This window comes from Streptomyces sp. NPDC030021 (genome assembly GCF_055574035.1).
Genome location: NZ_JBVIAH010000001.1, coordinates 308,133 through 326,804 on the forward strand (window position 1 = coordinate 308,133; position 18,672 = coordinate 326,804).

Consider the following 18,672-nt stretch of genomic DNA (forward strand, 5'->3'; position numbering starts at 1 on the left):
TTAGCGTGGGGCGCAAAGGGGGACAATTGTGGGTGTGTGGGGTGTTGGTCCTTTGTGTGGGGCGGGGGGGCGGGGGGTGGGCATGGAAGGGGTTGTCCGCCCACACCACTAGGCAGCCTCCGGCCTAGCCGGTCACGCCCGGGTCCCGCCGCGCGGCTCTGGTCAGCAGGGCGGCCGGCAGGGTCGCGAGCAGGAGGGCTCCGACCGCGCACCAGAGGGTGGTGGTGTAGGAGTCGAGCAGCCGGGCGAACACGTCGGTGTCGTCCGAGACCTGGTTCATGCGGCTCATCAGGACGGTGCCGAGCACCGCCCCGCCGATCGACTGCCCCAGGTGGTGGGCCGCGCCCAGGGCCGCCGAGGCCGCGCCCGCGTGCTGCGGGGCCACTCCGGCGGTCGCGACGGCGTAGAGCGGGACGAGGGCCAGGCCCAGGCCGACGCCGGTGAGCAGCATGCCGGGCAGCACCCCGGTCGCGTACGTGGCGGCGCCGCCCGCACCGGCCAGCAGGGCCAGCCCGAGGGCCGTGACCACCAGGCCCGGCAGGAGCAGGACGCGCGGCGCGAGGCGGGGCAGCAGGCGCGCGGAGACCTGGGTGGCGGCCACGAGGGCCGCGGCGGCCAGGGGCAGATGGGCCGTCCCGGACACGCCCGGGCCCTCGCCGCGGATCTGCTGGGCGAAGAAGCCCAGGGCCGGGAGGAGGGCGACCACGGCGACGCCGGTGCAGAGGAGGACCAGGAGGGAGGCGAGGCGGCTCCGGTCGGCGAGGACGTACGCCGGGAGCAGCGGGCCGGACGTCCTGGTCTGCCACCACAGGAAGGCGGCGAGCAGCACGATGCCGCCCACGATCAGCAGCAGACTCAGGGCGACGCTCCAGCCGACCGTCTCGACCTCGGCGAGACCGTAGGTCAGGGCGGCGGATCCCGCCGTGCCGAGGAGTACGCCGAGTCCGTCGAACCGGGCGCCGGTGCGGCCCGGACGGTCGGGCAGCAGAGTGAGCGCGCCGATCAGGGCGAGCACGGCGAGCGGAACGACCGACCACAGGGCCCAGCGCCAGTCCAGGGTCTCGGCGAGCCACCCGCCGGTGAACACGCCGAGTGCACCGCCGCCCGCGGCGACCGCCGCGTAGATCCCGAAGGCCCGGCCGCGTTCCCGGGGGTCGGTGAATCCGGTGGCCACCAGGGACAGCGCGGCCGGGACGAGCAGGGCGGCGAAGGCGCCTTGCAGGGCACGGGCGGTGATCAGCAGCCCGGAGCCGCCGGCCGCGCCGCCGAGCACGGCGGCCGCCGCGCATCCGATCAGTCCGGTCACCAGCATCCGCCGGGCCCCGAGGAGGTCGACGAGGTGCCCGCCGAGCAGCAGCAGTCCGCCCAAGGCGACCAGGTAGGCGCTGAAGAGCGGGCCGAGGCCGTCGGCGCCGAGGGCGAATTCGGCATGGATCCGCGGTCCGAGCAGGTTGAACTGCGCCGCTTCGACCAGCACCAGCAGCTGTGTCAGGGCGAGGACCGCAAGGCCCCACCAACGCCTCGGGTGCGGGGGCGCGGGCACGGACGGGTCGCCGGGGACGGGGCCCGGGGGCGGGCCGAAGCCGTCCGCGGGACCGAAGTGGCCGGGGGCCGTGGGGGCGTACGCGGGCGGCGGGGGCGGTGTCCGGTACGGGGAGGCGTCCTGCCGGGACTGCGACGGCACGAGGCGGGGATCCGGCGTCTTCTCGGCGGGCGTCTTCTCGGCGGGGGTCTCCTCGGTCGGGGCCCCGCCGCCGACTCCGGCGCCTGCGGGAGATGCCGGGGCGTAGTCCAGCAACTGTGCGGCATGTCGGCCCAGTTGGGCCAGCACCTTGCCCGGGAGCCATTCCCCGGCGGCGTCCGCCGCCGTACGCTCCGCCACCTCCTCGGGGGTGGGACGCCGGGCCGGGTCCTTGTGCAGGCACGCGCCCACGAGGCCGGCCAGCGACTCCGGTACCCCGGTCAGGTCCGCCTCCTCCTCGGCGATCCGGAAGAGGTGGGCGTTCAGACCGGTGTCCTTTGCGCCGAAGAGCATGCGTCCCGTGGCGGCGTACACGAGGACTGCACCGAGGCAGAAGACATCGCTGGCGGGGGTCAGTTCGAGACCTCGGACCTGTTCCGGGGACATGAACCCCGGCGAGCCGATCAGCATGCCGGTGCGCGTGTGCAGACTGTCCCCGGTCAGACTGTCCATCGCCCGCGCGATGCCGAAGTCGATGACGCGGGGCCCGTCGACGGTGACGAGCACGTTGGAGGGCTTCAGGTCGCGGTGGATCAGGCCCGCCTCGTGCACGGCCCGCAGCGCGAGGGCGAGCCGGTTGGCGAGGGTCCGCACCGAATCCTCGGGCAACGGACCGAACTGCCGGGCGACCACGGTCTGCAGGTCGGGCCCCGGGATGTACTGGGTTGCCACCCAGGGCACGGCGGCCTCGGTGTCGGCGTCGAGCACCGCCGCCGTCCAGCTGCCGCCCACCCGCCGCGCGGCGGCCACCTCGCGGGCGAACCTCCGGCGGAATTCGGGGTTCCCGGCGAACTCCGTCTGGACCACCTTCACGGCAACGGTACGGCCGCCCTCGGAGCGGCCCAGATAGACCAGGCCCATGCCACCCGCGCCCAGCCGGGCGATCAGGCGGTACGGTCCGATACGGTTCGGGTCTTCGGCGATCAGCTGATCCACGGACCGAAGGATAGTGCAACTATCCAATGTGCGGGGGCCATCAGGCGAAATGCCCTCCCGGCCGCTCGCCGCGCACCTCCGGCCGCCCGTCCGACGGCCGGAGCCGGAGCCGGAACGAGCCCGTCACCACGCGCGAGACACCGGGCACGGCCACCGAGCGGGCCCAGACCGACAGCAGGACCGGCAGCGCCAGGTACCCGAAGCGGCCCGCCGGGGCCAGGAGGAAGGCCAGCGTGAGGCCGAGGGCCAGGCGGTCGGCGGCGGCCGCCACCGTACGCGGCGGCCGGGCGAGCAGGGAAAGGGCCACCGCGAGACCTCCCGCCAGCAGCAGGCCCACCGTCAGGTACCAGCCCCAGGGGCCCAGTTCGGCCAGCAGGTGCCCGGGCAGCGGGCTGCTCGCCGGGGTCGGCACCTCCGCCCGCCCGGTGGGGAAGGCGAACACCTGGCGCCACAGCTCCGTCGGCTGGAGCAGCGCCGCCGGCAGCACCAGCAGGGCCGTGCCGCCGGCCGCCACCAGCGCGCAGCGCACCGCCGGCCGCCCGCCCCGGCAGACCGCGAGCAGGGCGACGGTCACGGCGACCGCGGGCAGCGCCGTCCACTTCAGCGCGCACGCCCCGGCCAGGGCCGCCCCGGCCAGGGCGGGCCGCCCGGCGGCCGCGGCCGCCAGCGCCAGGCAGCAGAGCCCGGCCAGCGGCAGGTCCACCCCGCTCACCGCCAGGGGCAGCGCCACCACGGGCGAGGCCACCAGGACCGGCAGCAGCCGGCCGGGCCCACCGCCACCCAGCAGCCGCCGGGCCGCCCACAGGCAGCCGAACAGCACGGCCGCGCACCAGATCCGGGCGTCCCCCAGCAGCCGCACCGCCCAGCCGTCGCCGCTGCCGTCGCCCCCGAGCAGCGCCCGCGGTATGCCGAACAGCGCCATGCCCGGCAGGTACGGGGTGTACTCCTCGACGCGCGCGGGCCGGTCGACGTAGAGCCGGCCGGACTCCAGCAGGAGTCGCGCGGACCGTTCGATGACCGTCACCTCCGACTGCCCCTGCCCGGTCAGGACCAGCCACAGGAGCGGTACGGCGACGGCGCCCAGCAGGGCGGTGGCGAGCGCCGCGCGGCGGCGGCCGAGTGCGGTGGCCGCGGCGGCCCCGAGGTACCCGGCGGCGGCGCACCAGCCCCACAGCCGGTGCGGCGCCAGCGAGGAGAACAGCGGGAAGGACAGCGCCCACGCGGCGCCGAGCAGCCAGCCGGTGGCCCACCGGGCGGTACGGGAAAGGGTCATGGGCCCATTCCAGCCGCGCGGCCCCGGCCGGGTCTGCACAGCCAGGTGGACGGTCCGCGGTGGGGTTTCCCCTACCCTTCGCCCCTCCCCCGCCCTCCCCGCGGGCATGCGAAAGGGGCACGGCCCCATCGGGTCGTGCCCCTCACTCAGGTGTCACCGGGCCCTGAGGAGGCCCCGAGCCCCGGGCCCCAGGTCTCAGGCCTCGGGTCTCAGGCCTCCGGGTTACCGCCGAACCGCTCGCGGTAGGACTCCAGGTCCTCCTCGGTGACCCGCGCGAACAGCACGGGCGGGACGGTGAACGGGGTGCCGGCCGGCACGGCGTCCAGGGACCGGGCCTGCTCCGGCGTGATCCACGTGGCGGTGTCGTCGGCGAGCGCGAACGAGGAGCGGATGGCGCGCGCCGAGGCCGGGATGAACGGCTCGGAGACCACCGAGTAGAGGTGGATGAGGTTCATCGCGGTGCGCAGGGTGAGCGCGGCGCCCTCCAGGTCGGTCTTGACCTGCGTCCAGGGGGCCTTCTCGTCGAGGTAGGCGTTTCCGGCCGACCACAGGGCGCGCAGCGCGGCCGCGGCCTTGCGGTACTGGAGGGAGTCCATGTGGCCCTCGTACTCGGCCAGCAGCTCGGCGATCTGCTCGCCGAGCTTGGCCTCGGCCTCGCCGGCGGGGCTGCCCGCGGGGGCCTCGTCGCCGAACTTCTTGCGGGAGAAGGTCAGCACGCGGTTGACGAAGTTGCCGAGGGTGCCGCCGAGATCCTTGTTGACCGTGGCCTGGAAGTGCTCCCAGGTGAAGGACGAGTCGTCGGACTCGGGTGCGTTGGCGATGAGGAAGTAGCGCCAGAAGTCGGCCGGGAGGATCTCCAGCGCCTGGTCGGTGAAGACGCCGCGCTTCTGCGAGGTGGAGAACTTGCCGCCGTAGTACGTCAGCCAGTTGAAGGCCTTGACGTAGTCGACCTTCTTCCACGGCTCGCGGGTGGCCAGTTCGGTGGCGGGGAACATCACCGTGTGGAACGGGACGTTGTCCTTGGCCATGAACTGGGTGTAGCGGACGTCCTCGGCCTCGTACCACCACGACTTGTAGTCGCGGTTCGCCGGGTCCAGGTCGGACCACTCCTTGGTGGAGCCGATGTACTCGATCGGGGCGTCGAACCAGACGTAGAAGACCTTGCCCTCGGCGGCGAGCTCGGGCCAGGTGTCGGCCGGGACCGGAACACCCCAGTCGAGGTCGCGGGTGATGGCGCGGTCGTGCAGGCCCTCGGTCAGCCACTTGCGGGCGATGGAGGAGGCGAGCTGCGGCCACTCCTCCTCGTGCTCGGCGACCCAGGCCTCGACCTCGTGCTGGAGCTTGGACTGCAGGAGGAAGAGGTGCTTGGTCTCGCGGACCTCCAGCTCGGTGGAGCCGGAGATGGCCGAGCGGGGCTCGATCAGGTCCGTGGGGTCCAGGACGCGGGTGCAGTTCTCGCACTGGTCGCCGCGGGCCTTGTCGTAGCCGCAGTGCGGGCAGGTGCCCTCGACGTAGCGGTCCGGCAGGAAGCGGCCGTCGACCGGCGAGTACACCTGCCGGATCGCGCGCTGCTCGATGAACCCGTTCTCCTGCAGCTTCCGCGCGAAGTGCTGGGTGATCTCGCGGTTCTGCGCGGAGGAGCTGCGGCCGAAGTAGTCGAAGGACAGCTCGAAGCCGTCGTAGACCGCCTTCTGGGCGTCGTGGGCCTGCGCGCAGAACTCGGCGACCGAGATGCCGGCCTCCTTGGCGGCGAGTTCGGCGGGGGTGCCGTGCTCGTCGGTGGCGCAGATGTACAGGACGTCGTGGCCGCGCTGGCGGAGGTACCGGGAGTACACATCCGCCGGAAGCATCGACCCGACCATGTTGCCCAGGTGCTTGATCCCGTTGATGTACGGAAGCGCGCTGGTGATCAGGTGTCGAGCCATCCTCGGATGCTCCATTTCCTATGTGCGGTACAACGTGACGTAACGGATTGTGAATGCGGTTCATCGTATCGAACCGCCGCGAAGCCACGCGCCGCATTTGTTCATGGGTGGACGTAAAGCAAAAGCGAGGGCAGTGACCTCTCCGTCACGGCCCTCGCGATCGGGCCCATGTTACAGCCGGACCGCGGCGCACCCGACCGGCGCCCGGGCGACGACCGCGGCCACAGCGACGGCCTCGGCGACAGCGGCACCTGCGGTGGCACCGGCAGCGGGCATATGCATACGTGCTGGCTGGAGCCGTGCGTGATCGAGATCGATCACGAGTCGATCATCCGCGACGCATTGCTTCCAGGTTTCTTCTCTGCGCCCTCCGAGTGCGCCCGCGCTGCTTTCCTGTTCAGCGCACAGGGGATGAGGTGGAGCGGTGAACGATGGCGGACCGGAGGAGTCCGGTGGGGCCGTGGGACTACCGAGTCGGCGTCGGCGGCCGACTCCCATGAGCCAGTGGGATCCGACGGCGCGCCTGTCGTACTGGGCCTTCCACGCCAATCGGCGGCCCGCGTACATGCGGTTCGCGTATCTGCAGCTGGGCTCCGACGCGGCGGCGGAGGAGGCGGTGGACGCCGCTTTCGACTCGATCATGGGTGAGTGGCTGCGGATGCTCCACATGGACCGCCTCGACGCCTACGCCTGGACCGTCCTCAAGCACTGCCTGGTCGACCGGCAGCGCCGGCGCCATCCGTGGCAGCAGCGGCCGGAGCCGATGGACATCAGCGCCTTCGAGGCCGCCCTCAAGGAGGCCCACGCCGATCAGTACGAGGTGCTGACCGACACCATCCGCTTCTACTCCGCCGTCTCCCGGCTCGCCGAGCGGCAACGCGACTCCGTACTGCTGCGGTACGGACTCCAGTGCACCCCCGGCGAGGCCGCAGCCGTGATGGGCGTCGACGAGGCCACGGTCCGCTCCTACCTCGGACAGGCCCACCGGCGGCTCGCCCGCCTGCTCGCGACGTCCGCCACCTCCGCCGCATCGCCCGAATCAGCCGAATCAGCCGAATCAGCCGAATCATGAGGCGCTACGAACGGCAGGAGCTGCAGGACGGCGACCCGGTCCCCCGCTCCCTGGCCGAGTTCCTGGCCCGGGCGGGCGTCCGCGACCGCTACCGGCACTACGACCTCGGCGCCGCCGAGGCCCGGCTGCTGCGCGCCACACCGCACCCGCCCGCCTCCGGACACCGCGCCCGGCGCCGGTCGGTGCACGGCTGGAGCGACCCCGCCCGGGACTGCCCGCTCGACGCCGAACGGGCCCGGCGCGACCTCAAGGCCGTCTGCCTCGCCTCCGCGTGCGCGCCCAAGGCCGGGGCGCACCTCGACTCCTTCCGCACCGACGGACACACCGACCTGGCCGGGGCGGTCGTCTTCGGCTGCCTGCTGCACCTGGCCGGGCTGCGCGAAGGGGCGCGCTTCTGGTGGCAGTTCGCCGCCGGGTCGGGGAGCCCGCGGACCTCCGCGGCCGCGTACTGCCTCTTCCTCGACCACTCCCGGCGCGGCGAGCACCACGACGCCCGGCACTGGGCGCGCGAGCTGGGCCGGCACGGGTTCCGGCCGGGCGGCCGGCGGGATCTGCGGGAGGTCCGGCTGTGCACGCAGGCGGCCGTGCTGCGCTACGTCGACCAGTTCGAGGATCCCGACCTGGGCCCGGTGCCACTGCCGAGGCCCGGGCTGTCCGGGGTGCTGGCCGCGTTCCTGCCGCAGCCCGTCACCGTGTCGGCCCCGGCGCCCCGGCCGGTGGCCGCGCTCCGCCCGGCGGCCGGACCGCTGCGCCACCCCGCGCTGACGGCGGCGAACCGCGGGACCGCCGCCCGGGCCGGAACGAGCGAGGCCCTGGCGGAGGCGCGCCGCGCGCTGGCGGTCGTACGCGTCCTGGAGCGGCACCCGTTGGGGGTCCGGGCCGACCGGCTCGCCCGGGAGTCCGGCCTCGCCGAAGGGGAACTTCGGCCCCTGCTGGCGATGCTGTGCGAGGAGGAGTACGCGGTACGCCCGGCCTTCGGGGTGTTCGGGCGCGGCCCCGCGCTGGACCGGCTCGCCGCCCCCGGCGGGCACGGCCTGGCCGGGCAGCTCCAGCGCACCCTGGCCCTGGCCCGGGACAGCGCGGGCGCCGCTGTGTACCTCGGCCGGTACGCCGAGGGCGAGGTCCGCATCACGCAGATGGCGGACGGGCCCGCGACCCCGCCGGTGCGGGAGTGGGTCGACTTCCGGGCCGCCGCGCACGCCAGCGCGGTCGGCAAGTGCCTGCTGACGCAGCTCGACCACGACGGCCGCGCCGACCACGTGGCCCGGCACCGGCCCGCGCGGCTCACCCGGCGGACGATCACCGACAGCCGGGTCCTGTTCAGCGCCCTGGACGCGGTGGCTCCGGGAGCGCCCGTGTTCGACCTGCGCGAGTACTCCCCCGGGGTCGTCTGCGCGGCGGTCCCGATCGCCACCGGGGACGCCGCCGGGAGCCTCGCGCTCTCGCTGCCCGCGAGCCATGCCCACCGGCTGGGTGCGGCCACCGAGACCCTGCGCCGCAAGGCCGTCCCGGTGCTCCTGGCCCTGCTCCTGACGGGCGCGATCCCCCCGGACGCCCCGGCGGCGGCCGCCGCGGAGCAGACTCCGGCCGACCGGCCCGGGCCGATGCGGGCTCCGGTCACCCCGGTCACTCCGGAGACCCTGCGGCACCTGCGGCGGCTCTTCCGTACCCCGCTGGCCGGGGGCACGGCCGCGGCGGGCGGCCCGCACCTGGTCAGTGACACCGCCGCCGCCGCGGCGTATCTCTTCGACGCCGCCGCCCCGGACTCCGGCCAGCCCCGCCTGTCGCTGCCCCACACGTTCACGTCGGTCGTCCCGGGCAGCCTGACCGCCCCGACGGGTCTGGTGGTCCTGGGTCCGTGACCGCCCCGGTCCTGCCCGGCCGGTCCGGCCGGACCGGGAAAACAGCAGGAGCCCCACACGATGTGTGGGGCTCCTGCTTCTTGTGTCCGAGGGGGGACTTGAACCCCCACGCCCGATAAAGGGCACTAGCACCTCAAGCTAGCGCGTCTGCCATTCCGCCACCCGGACCAGGTGGTCGGCCCCGGTTTCCCGCGGCGACATGGACAACAATAGCAAAGGATCGGCGGGCTTCCGACCACTTATCCGGGCGGTGATCCTCCGCCACGCCGGGCTGACCTGCACGCATGCACCGAAGGCCGTAGCGGGACGGACCGTCTCGCCGCCGCCGGGGGCGGGCCGGTCCCCGGCGGCGGGGAGCGGGGATGCCACGCGGCCACTTCCGGATGCTGATACCGGCTGGACATCAGGGGGAGCCGGGCGGTCGGATGTCTGCGCACACATCCGGGGGGAGCCGCGCATGGAATCCGAGCACCGCGTCAGCACGCTGGAGCTGTTCTTCGACCTCGTCTTCGTCTTCACCATCACGCAGTTGACGGTGCTTCTGGCGGACGACCTGAGCCTGCGGGGCGCGGGGCAGGTGGTGCTGATCTTCACCGTCCTGTTCTGGATGTACGGGGGCTACGCGCACCTGACCAACCAGGTGCCGCCGGACCGGACGGTCCGGCGGGTGCTGCTGATGCTGGCCATGGGGGCGTTCCTGGTGTGCGCGCTGGCCGTGCCGACCGCGTTCGGCGCCGGCGGGATCGCCTTCGGCCTCGGGTACGTGTTCGTGGTCCTCGTGCACAGCGCCCTCTACACGCAGGCGCACGGGTTCGGAGTGCTCTGGTTCGCGCTCCCCAACATGCTGTGCGCGCTGTCGGTGCTGGCCGCCGGGTTCTTCGACGGGCCGCCCGCCTGGGGGCTGTGGATGCTCGCCCTGCTGATCCAGTTCGCCGTGCCGCAGCTGGTGCAGCGGGTGGCGGCGAGCGGGGCGGAGCCCGCCGAGGCCGTGACCGCGGTGACGACCGTCAGCGACCAGCTCGGCGGCATGAGCTCCGGGCACCTCGTGGAGCGGCACGGGCTACTGCTGATCATCGTCTTCGGCGAGTCCGTCATCGCGATCGGCATCGGGACCGGCTCGCTGCCGCTGTCCCCGGGGATCGCCGGGGGCGCCTTCCTCGCGCTCGCCGTCGCGTCGGCGCTGTGGTGGATGTACTTCGTGCGCGACGAGGGCCGGGCCGAGGAGGTCTTCGCCGAGACACCGCCCGAGAACCGTTTCAAGCTCGCGATGCTCGCGTACTACTACGCCTTCCTGCCCATGCTGCTCGGGATCGCCGCCTTCGCGGCCGGTGTCAAGAAGACCATCGGGCACCTGGGCGAGCACCTGCACACCGGACCCGCACTCGCCCTCGCGGGCGGGGTCGCCGTCTACCTCGCCGGTGACCTGGCCTTCCGGGCCGTCCTCGGGATCGGCCCGGCCCGGTTCCGGGCGGCGGCGCTGGTGCTCGTCCTGGCGACGGTCCCGGTCGGCACGGGCGCCTCCGGGCTCTGGCAGCTGGTGGCGCTCGTCGTCGTGCTGCTGGCGACGCTGGGAGCCGAGGTCCGCTGGACCCCGGGCTGCACCGCGACGCCTACGGGCAGCTGATGACCTGGCCCGCGTAGGAGAGGTTGCCGCCGAAGCCGAAGAGGAGGACTGGGGCGCCGGAGGGGATCTCGCCGCGCTGGACCAGCTTCGACAGGGCCATCGGGATGCTGGCGGCCGAGGTGTTGCCGGAGTCGACGACATCGCGGGCGACGACGGCGTTGACGGCGCCGATCTTCGCGGCGAGCGGCTCGATGATCCGCAGGTTCGCCTGGTGGAGGACGACCGCCGCCAGGTCCTCCGGGGTGATCCCGGCCTTCTCGCACACCTTGCGGGCGAGCGGTGGGAGCTGGCTGGTGGTCCAGCGGTAGACGGACTGGCCCTCTTGGGCGAAGACCGGCGGCGAGCCCTCGATCCGGACCGCGTTGCCCATCTCCGGGACCGAACCCCACAGGACCGGGCCGATGCCCGGCTCCTCGCAGGCCTCGACGACGGCCGCGCCCGCTCCGTCGCCGGTGAGCACGCAGGTGGTGCGGTCGCTCCAGTCGGTGATCTCGGTCATCTTGTCGGCTCCGATGACCAGCGCGCGGGTGGCGGAGCCGGCCCGGATGGCGTGGTCGGCGGTGGCCAGGGCGTGGGTGAAGCCCGAGCAGACGACGTTGATGTCCATCACGGCCGGGCCGCCGCCCATGCCCAGCTTGGCGGCGACGCGCGCGGCCATGTTGGGCGAACGGTCGATCGCGGTGGACGTGGCGACCAGCACCAGGTCGATGTCGTCCGGGGTCAGGCCGGCGCCGGCCAGAGCCTTGCCCGCCGCCTGGTAGGCCAGCTCGTCCACCGGTTCGTCCGGGCCTGCCATGTGGCGCGTGCGGATGCCGACGCGGGAGCGGATCCACTCGTCGGTGGTGTCGACCATGGCCGCGAGGTCCTCGTTGGTGAGCACTTTCGCGGGCTGGTAGTGCCCTAGCGCCACCACGCGTGAACCGGTCATGGGCGGGGTCCCCCCTTGTACGGAAGTCAGGATCACCCAGCTTTGCCTGCTACTGGTGGGTACGTGTGCGTGTGACCCGACAGGATTCCGGCCCCGGATTTTGGAGCTTCCCGAGGATCCACCTGCCGGGGGCGTCGCAGGAAGCGGAACCGCGACAATGAGCTTGTCGGAAACGCGCGGGAACAGAAGGGGTGTGCTGATCACCATGGGACGGGTCACCGAGCGTCGTCGTGTCGTCCGGATCCGGAACGGCGCGGCAGGTGTCCGGCCGGACACGCTGGTGGCCGAGGAGCCGCTGGAGATACGGCTGAACGGCAAACCGCTGGCCATCACGATGCGCACGCCGGGCGACGACTTCGCCCTGGCGGTGGGCTTCCTGGTCAGCGAGGGGGTGCTGGCGGCCGCGTCGGACGTGCAGGCCGTCACCTACTGCGAGGGGGCGACAGAGGACGGGGCGAACACCTACAACGTGGTGAACGTCCAGCTGGCCGCCGGGGTCCCGGTGCCGGACATCACGCTGGAGCGGAACGTCTACACCACCTCCTCCTGCGGCCTGTGCGGGAAGGCCAGCCTGGACGCGGTCCGTACGGCGACCCGCTTCCCGGGGCTCGCCGCCGATCCGGTACGGGTCCCCGTGGAGGTCCTGTGCGCGATGCCGGACCGGCTGCGCGAGGCGCAGAAGGTCTTCGACCGTACGGGCGGGCTGCACGCGGCCGGTCTGTTCACGGCGCAGGGCGAGCTGCTCGACCTGCGGGAGGACGTCGGCCGGCACAACGCGGTGGACAAGATCGTGGGCCGGGCGTACCAGTCCGGGCGGCTCCCCCTGACGGGCGCGGTCCTGCTGGTGTCGGGCCGGGCCTCCTTCGAGCTCGTGCAGAAGGCCGTGATGGCGGGCATCCCGGTGCTGGCGGCCGTCTCGGCGCCGTCCTCGCTGGCGGTGGACCTGGCACTGGAGTCGGGGATGACGCTGGTGGGCTTCCTGCGGGGGCCGGACATGAACATCTACGCGGGCGAGGAGCGGATCACGGTGTAGCGGTCCTGCGGTAGGTCTCGCGGCCCGCACCCCGTTGACCGTGGAAGTAGGCCTGCACATCGCTGCCGTCTCCCGAGGCGCCACTCTTCCCGGTGCCGACGAGTGTGAAGTAGTCCCCGCAGTACGGCACCGCCGACGGTCCGTCGAGCGTGAACTTGATGAGGATTCCCGGCATCTCGTCGTCCATCCAGTCGATGGTCCAGCTGCCCTCGGCGGTGAGCGCGGCCTGCGCCCGGCTCGGGGTGCACGTCCAGCCCGAGGAGTCCGCGAGGCGGGCCCGACCGTCGGCCGTTACTTCGAGCCGGGCTCCGTGGTCGCCCTGCCAGGTGCCGGTGACGTCCTGCGCCGTCAGCGGCACGGAGGGGTCGCCGCCTTCGACGGACAAGGCCACCTTCACGGTGACCAGGACCAGCAGACCGAACAGCACGAGCACCGCGCGGGCGAGGTTCTGCACGTCATCGCCCCAGGCGGCCGCGGCGCGCGGAGTCCTTGGCCGGCTTCGGGGTCGGCGGGTCGATGCGGTGCAGGTCCAGGGTGGGCGGGAGCGGGGTGGTGCCCGGGCCGCCGGATTCGGCCCAGGCGATGATCTGGTCGGTCGCGGTGTCGTCCAGGGCCCAGCCGAACCAGGTCGCGCGGGCGCCGCGGCGGCGGGCCTCCGTGGTGGGCTGGACCACGATGACGTTGGCCTGGGCGCAGGGCCCGAGGCACTCGCTCGTCCGGACGGCCAGGCGGCCCCCTGAAGCGGCGGCGGCCTCGCGCAGCCGGGCCAGCTGACCGGCGTGGTCGGAGCCGGGGTTCTTGCGGGGGTCACCGCAGCAGCAGCCGCGGCAGACCACCAGCGTGCAGGGGCGTTCGGCGTGGGCGGCGAGCGGGCGTATCCAGGTCACCACCGAACGTTAACGGGCCCGGGGCGCGGGCCGTTGGCGCGCGGGCGAGACGTCCGCCACACGGTCGGCGGTGAGTTCGGGCAGCGGGTCCTGGGCGCGGCGCCGGGCGATGACCGCGCAGACCATCAGCTGCATCTGGTGGAAGAGCATCAGCGGGAGCACGGCGAGGGCGGCATGGGCCCCGAACAGCACGCTGGCCATGGGGAGTCCGGCGGCCAGGCTCTTCTTCGACCCGGCGAACTGGATGGCGATGCGGTCCGCGCGGCCGAAGCCGAGGCGGGCGGCGCCGTACCAGGTGGCGAGGAGCATGACGGTGAGGAGTACGGCCTCCACCAGCATCAGGGCGGCGAGCCGCGGGAGGCTCACCTGGTGCCAGATGCCCGCGACCACGCCCGCGCTGAAGGCGGCGTAGACGACGAGCAGGATCGAGCCGCGGTCGACGTAGCCGAGGACCTGCTTGTGGCGGACGAGGAAGCCGCCGGCCCAGGGGCGCAGGGCCTGTCCGAGGAGGAAGGGCAGCAGGAGCTGGAGGGTGATCTTGAGGAGGGAGTCCAGGGAGAAGCCGCCCGCGTCGCCGCCGAGCAGGGCGGCGGCCAGGAGGGGGGTGAGGACGATGCCGGCCAGGCTGGAGAAGGAGCCCGCACAGATCGCGGCGGGGACGTTGCCGCGGGCGATCGAGGTGAAGGCGATGGAGGACTGCACGGTCGAGGGGACCAGGCAGAGGAAGAGCAGGCCGCCGTAGAGGGGGGCGGTGAGCAGGCCGGGGACGAGGCCGCGGGCGGCGAGGCCGAGGAGCGGGAAGAGTACGAAGGTGCAGGCGAGCACGGTGAGGTGGAGCCGCCAGTGGCGCAGGCCGTCGAGGGCCTCGCGGGTGGAGAGCCGGGCGCCGTAGAGGAAGAAGAGCAGGGCCCCGGCCGCGGTGGAGGCGAGGTCGGCGGCGGTGGCGGCCGGGCCACGGGCGGGGAGCAGGGCGGCGAGGCCCACGGTGGCGAGCAGGGCCAGGATGTACGGGTCCAGGGGCAGCCGGGCGGGGAGGTGCGGGCGGCGCATGCGGGGGTGCTCACTTGCTGTCGGGGCGGGGTTCTCCCTTCATGGTCGGCGGTGGGTGTTCATCGGGAAACCCGCACACCGCACTCACTGCCATCGCGATCCGTGATGAGCGGCTACCGTGGCGGTATGTACGACCCTGTCCAGCTGCGGACCTTCCTCACGGTGGCCCAGACGCTCAGCTTCACGCAGGCGGCGGGGCGGCTCGGCGTGGGGCAGTCCACGGTCAGCCAGCACGTGCGGCGGCTGGAGGAGGCGACGGGGCGGCCGCTGTTCGTCCGGGACACGCACAGCGTGGGGCTGACGGAGGACGGCGAGGCGCTGCTCGGCTTCGCGCGGACGATCCTGGAGGCGAACGAGCGGGCGGCGGCCTTCTTCGCGGGGACGCGGCTGCGCGGCCGGCTGCGGTTCGGGGCCTCCGAGGACTTCGTGCTGACGCGCCTTCCGGAGATCCTCGAAGGGTTCCGGCACGAGCATCCCGAGGTGGATCTGGAGCTGTCGGTGGAGCTCTCCGGCACACTGCACGAGCGGCTGGACGCGGGGCGTCTGGACCTGGTGCTGGCGAAACGGCGGGGGCCCGGGGACGAGCGGGGCCGGCTCGTCTGGCGGGACCGGATGGTGTGGATCGGCGCGGACGGGCTGCGGGTGGACCCGGAGCGTCCTGTTCCGCTGATCGTCTTCCCGCCGCCGGGCATCACCCGCGCCCGGGCGCTGGAGGTGCTGGAGCGGGACGCGCGGGCGTGGCGGATCGCGTGCACGAGCGGCAGCCTGAGCGGCCTGATCGCGGCGGCCCGGGCCGGGCTCGGCGTGATGGCGCACGCCCGGGGGCTGATCCCGCCGGGGCTGGTGCGGGTCGGCGGACTGCCGGAGCTCGGGCCGGTGGAGTTCGCCCTGCTCCGCGGGCCGCGTCCGTCGGCCGCGGCCGAGGCGCTGGCCGCGGCCGTGCTCTCCGGCGCGGACCGGCTCAGTCGCACGTCAACGGCGTGAACACCGCGATCACTGGGGAGGTCTTGTGGAGGTATCCGAAGGCCGGTCACCCCCTGTTGACCATGAGGTACGTTCACCGCGGCGCGCGGAGAGGAGCGGGGCCTTGCGCGAGATCACCGTCCCACCCGTCGTCACGGGCGCACCCGTCGGCGGCCTGGCCGACATCGTCTTCCAGCACGCTCGCGAGGAGCCGGACCGGGTGGTTCTCGGCCGGAAGACCGACGGGGTCTGGCGGGACGTGACGTCCCGGGAGCTGGCCGCCGAGGTGCTCGCGCTCGCCCGGGGGCTGCTGGCCCAGGGGGTGCGCTTCGGGGACCGGGTCGCCGTCATGTCCCGCACCCGGTACGAGTGGACCCTCTTCGACTTCGCCCTGTGGGCGATCGGCGCCCAGCCCGTCCCGGTGTATCCGACGTCCTCCGCCGATCAGGTCCACTGGATCCTCTTCGACTCCGACTGCACGGCCTGCGTGGTCGAGGACGAGAACCAGGCCATGACGGTGGGGTCGGTCATCGACCGGCTCCCCCACCTGCGCCGGCTGTGGCAGCTCGACGCCGGGGCCGTGGACGGGCTCGTCACCGACGGCCGCGGGGTCGCCGAGGACGTCGTGCACCGCCACCGGGGCGCCGTGACGCCCGACGCGACCGCCACCGTCATCTACACCTCCGGGACGACGGGCCGGCCGAAGGGGTGCGTGCTCACGCACGCCAACTTCATGTACGAGACCGACACCCTGGTCAGCCGCTGGGAGTCGGTCTTCCAGGCCCGGCAGGGTGAGGAACCGTCCACCCTGCTCTTCCTGCCGCTGGCGCACGTGTTCGGGCGGATGGTGGAGGTGGCCGCCGTCCGGGCGCGGGTGAAGCTGGGCCACCAACCGGTGCTGGCGGCGGCCGAGTTGCTGCCGGACCTCGCCGCCTTCCGGCCGACCTTCGTGTTGGGCGTCCCGTACGTCTTCGAGAAGATCTTCGCGGGCGCCCGGCGCAAGGCGGAGGCGGAGGGGCGTACGGGCCCCTTCGACCGGGCGGTGGAGACGGCCGTGCGGTACGCGGAGGCGCGCGAGCGCAAGGCCTTCGGCGCCGGGCCGGGGCCCTCGGCCGCGCTGCGCATGGAGCACCAGCTCTTCGACCGGCTCGTCTACGGGAAGGTCCGCGAGGCGATGGGCGGCCGGGTGCGGCACGCCATGTCGGGCGGGTCGGCGATGTCGCGCCGCCTGGGGCTGTTCCTCGACGGGGCCGGGATCACGGTGTTCGAGGGGTACGGGCTCACCGAGTCGTGCGCGGCGGCCACCGCGAACCCGCCCGGTGCGACCAAGTACGGCACGGTGGGGCGGCCGATCCCGGGCAGTACGGTGCACATCGCGGACGACGGGGAGGTCTGGCTGCACGGCAGCCACATCTTCTCCGGGTACCTCAACGACCCCCGCGCCACGGAGGCGGTCCTGCGCGGCGGCTGGCTGGCCACCGGGGACCTGGGCCGGCTGGACGCGGACGGGTACCTGACCATCACCGGGCGCAAGAAGGACATCCTGGTGACCTCCAACGGCAAGAGCGTCGCGCCCGCCGCGCTGGAGGAGCGGGTCCGTTCGCATCCGCTGGTGTCGCAGTGCGTGCTGGTGGGCAACGACCGGCCGTACATCGCGGCGCTGCTCACTCTGGACATGGACGGGATCGCGCACTGGCTGTCGCTGCGCGGCCGGCCGCAGCTGCCGGCCGCGCAGCTGGTGGGTGACCCCGAGCTGACGGCGGAGGTGCGCCGGGCGGTGGTGGCCGCGAACACCCTGGTCTCGCAGGCGGAGGCGATCCGCACCTTCCGGGTGCTGGGTGAGCAGTTCACGGAGGAGCGGGGGCTGCTGACCCCCTCGCTGAAGCTCAAGCGCCGGGCGATCGAGAAGGCGTACGCGAAGGAGGTCGCGGCCCTGTACTCCTCCTGAGCCGGGTCCGGCGGCGGGCCGTCGCGGCAGGTCCGGGCCGTCCACCGAGTGCTCACACACGGAACTGACGGATCGTCATTTCCATTCGCCGACAATATTGACGATCCGTCAGGTCACGCACAGAATGCGGGGATTCCAACCGGAGGGGATCCCCGACATGTTGCGACCGATCCGCACCCTGGCCGCCGCGGCGGCGGCCCTCGCGCTCGTCTCCGCCTGCAACTCCGCCTCCACCAACGGGACCTCCCCCGGCAAACCCGGCGACGCGCCGGGCAACTCCCGCGGGGTGAGCGCCGATTCGATCAAGGTCGGCGGGATCGTGTCGATGACCAGCGCCAGCGGCTACAGCAAGAAGGACACCGACCTCGGCGCCAGGGCCCGCTATCTCCGGGCCAACGCCGAGGGCGGGATCAACGGACGCACGATCGACTACCTCGGCGCGGAGGACGACGGCCAGGACCCCGCCAAGAACCTCGCGGCCGCCCGCAAACTCGTCCAGCAGGACAAGGTCTTCGCCGTCTCCCCCATGAGCTCGGTGACCTTCTCCGGCGCGGACTTCCTGGAGCAGGAGAAGGTCCCCACCTTCGGCTGGGGCACCCTGCCCGCCTTCTGCGGCTCCCGGCACATCTACGGCTTCAACGGCTGCCTGGTCCCCGCCCCCGGCGGCACCCTCAACCAGACCTGGCCCGAGGGCATCGGCCAGATCCTCGGCGGGGCCCCGGGCAAAACGGTCGCGATCATCGCCAACGACAGCGACGCCGGCAAGTTCGGCATCCGGACCTTCCAGCAGGGCTTCACCAGCGCCGGGTTCAAGGTCTCCTACGCCAAGGCCTCCGTGCCCGCCACCGCCGTCCCGAGCGACTGGTCCGCGTACGTGAAGGAGATCCTCACCGGCAATGACGGCAAGGCCCCGGACGCCGTCGTCTCCGTCATGCAGACCCCGAACAACATCGGACTGTTCACCGCGCTCAAGCGCAGCGGCTACCAGGGGCTGCTCTCCGACCCGACCGACTACGACCCCGGGCTGCTCGCCAAGGACGCCACCAAGCAGGCCCTCGACGGGGTGCACGTGCTGCTGCAGTTCCAGCCCTTCGAGTCGGCCGACCCGAAGATGGCGCAGTTCAAGGCCGACATCAAGGCGGCCGCGGGCGGCCGGGAGGTGCCGCTCAGCATGCACATGTTGACCGGGTACATGTCGGCCGACCTCTTCCTCTCCATCGCGCAGAAGGCCGGCGAGAACCTGACCGTCGAGTCCTTCCAGGCCGCCGCGCAGGGCTTCTCCGACACCGGCACGCTCGTCGGCGACCGCGCGTTGCCCAAGGGGCAGAAGGACAGCTTCGGCTGCGGGGCGCTCGTACAGCTGAAGAACGGCGCGTACGAGGTCTCCGTACCGTTCAAGTGCTACGAACCCATCCCCTTCAAGTAGGGCC

General features: G+C 73.1%; 13 protein-coding genes, 1 tRNA gene and 1 pseudogene. 7 read left to right on the plus strand and 8 right to left on the minus strand.

Going from position 1 to position 18,672, the window contains the following annotated elements; all coding sequences use genetic code 11:
- Positions 1-124: 124 nt before the first annotated feature.
- From ACZ4YL_RS01345 to metG, 3 genes are all read right to left on the minus strand, one after another.
- Positions 125-2,677: an MFS transporter gene (locus ACZ4YL_RS01345; RefSeq protein ID WP_468113172.1), complete on the minus strand. Its 2,553-nt coding sequence runs from the start codon at positions 2,675-2,677 to the stop codon at positions 125-127.
- 40 nt (positions 2,678-2,717) lie between these two features.
- On the minus strand, positions 2,718-3,950 hold the full coding sequence (locus tag ACZ4YL_RS01350; protein WP_468113173.1) for a glycosyltransferase 87 family protein: 1,233 nt from the start codon (positions 3,948-3,950) through the stop codon (positions 2,718-2,720).
- A gap of 209 nt (positions 3,951-4,159) precedes the next feature.
- Positions 4,160-5,875 carry a methionine--tRNA ligase gene (gene metG, locus ACZ4YL_RS01355; RefSeq protein WP_468113174.1) on the minus strand — a complete coding sequence of 572 codons (1,716 nt, stop codon included), beginning with the start codon at positions 5,873-5,875 and terminating at the stop codon, positions 4,160-4,162.
- Between the two features lie 496 nt (positions 5,876-6,371).
- Between metG and ACZ4YL_RS01360 the strand changes: the two genes are divergently transcribed.
- Positions 6,372-6,947, plus strand: coding sequence for a sigma-70 family RNA polymerase sigma factor (locus tag ACZ4YL_RS01360; RefSeq protein WP_468113175.1), 576 nt, complete (start codon positions 6,372-6,374; stop codon positions 6,945-6,947).
- A gap of 812 nt (positions 6,948-7,759) precedes the next feature.
- Positions 7,760-8,479, plus strand: a pseudogene (locus ACZ4YL_RS01365) (IclR family transcriptional regulator domain-containing protein); the annotation flags it as partial.
- Between the two features lie 413 nt (positions 8,480-8,892).
- Here the strand turns inward: ACZ4YL_RS01365 and ACZ4YL_RS01370 are convergent.
- Positions 8,893-8,977 (minus strand) — tRNA-Leu (locus tag ACZ4YL_RS01370).
- Between the two features lie 289 nt (positions 8,978-9,266).
- Between ACZ4YL_RS01370 and ACZ4YL_RS01375 the strand changes: the two genes are divergently transcribed.
- Complete coding sequence (locus ACZ4YL_RS01375) at positions 9,267-10,433, plus strand: low temperature requirement protein A (RefSeq protein ID WP_468113176.1); 1,167 nt, start codon at positions 9,267-9,269, stop codon at positions 10,431-10,433.
- On the opposite strand, the gene ACZ4YL_RS01380 is transcribed toward ACZ4YL_RS01375, so the two are convergent.
- Positions 10,420-11,361 (minus strand): beta-ketoacyl-ACP synthase III, encoded by a 942-nt coding sequence (locus ACZ4YL_RS01380; RefSeq protein WP_030011093.1) that lies wholly within the window; start codon positions 11,359-11,361, stop codon positions 10,420-10,422. The genes ACZ4YL_RS01375 and ACZ4YL_RS01380 overlap by 14 nt on opposite strands.
- A 205-nt stretch (positions 11,362-11,566) precedes the next feature.
- Here ACZ4YL_RS01380 and fdhD point away from each other — a divergent pair, with 205 nt between their 5' ends.
- Complete coding sequence (gene fdhD / locus ACZ4YL_RS01385; RefSeq protein ID WP_468113465.1) at positions 11,567-12,394, plus strand: formate dehydrogenase accessory sulfurtransferase FdhD; 828 nt, start codon at positions 11,567-11,569, stop codon at positions 12,392-12,394.
- Here the strand turns inward: fdhD and ACZ4YL_RS01390 are convergent.
- Genes ACZ4YL_RS01390 through ACZ4YL_RS01400 form a run of 3 tightly spaced genes read right to left on the minus strand, consistent with a single transcriptional unit; the run spans position 12,384 to position 14,331 of the window.
- Positions 12,384-12,848, minus strand: coding sequence for a hypothetical protein (locus ACZ4YL_RS01390; RefSeq protein WP_468113177.1), 465 nt, complete (start codon positions 12,846-12,848; stop codon positions 12,384-12,386). The two genes, fdhD and ACZ4YL_RS01390, sit on opposite strands and share 11 nt — an antisense overlap.
- Before the next feature lies 1 nt (position 12,849).
- Positions 12,850-13,281, minus strand: coding sequence for a (2Fe-2S) ferredoxin domain-containing protein (locus ACZ4YL_RS01395; protein WP_468113178.1), 432 nt, complete (start codon positions 13,279-13,281; stop codon positions 12,850-12,852).
- 9 nt (positions 13,282-13,290) lie between these two features.
- Positions 13,291-14,331 (minus strand): bile acid:sodium symporter family protein, encoded by a 1,041-nt coding sequence (locus ACZ4YL_RS01400; RefSeq protein ID WP_468113179.1) that lies wholly within the window; start codon positions 14,329-14,331, stop codon positions 13,291-13,293.
- A gap of 126 nt (positions 14,332-14,457) precedes the next feature.
- Here ACZ4YL_RS01400 and ACZ4YL_RS01405 point away from each other — a divergent pair, with 126 nt between their 5' ends.
- From ACZ4YL_RS01405 to ACZ4YL_RS01415, 3 genes are all read left to right on the plus strand, one after another.
- Positions 14,458-15,315 (plus strand): LysR substrate-binding domain-containing protein, encoded by an 858-nt coding sequence (locus ACZ4YL_RS01405; protein ID WP_468113180.1) that lies wholly within the window; start codon positions 14,458-14,460, stop codon positions 15,313-15,315.
- Positions 15,316-15,418: 103 nt separating this feature from the next.
- Positions 15,419-17,242, plus strand: a complete 1,824-nt coding sequence (locus ACZ4YL_RS01410) for an AMP-dependent synthetase/ligase (RefSeq protein WP_468113181.1) — start codon at positions 15,419-15,421, stop codon at positions 17,240-17,242.
- 157 nt (positions 17,243-17,399) lie between these two features.
- On the plus strand, positions 17,400-18,668 hold the full coding sequence (locus ACZ4YL_RS01415; RefSeq protein ID WP_468113182.1) for an ABC transporter substrate-binding protein: 1,269 nt from the start codon (positions 17,400-17,402) through the stop codon (positions 18,666-18,668).
- The last annotated feature ends 4 nt before the right edge of the window (positions 18,669-18,672 follow it).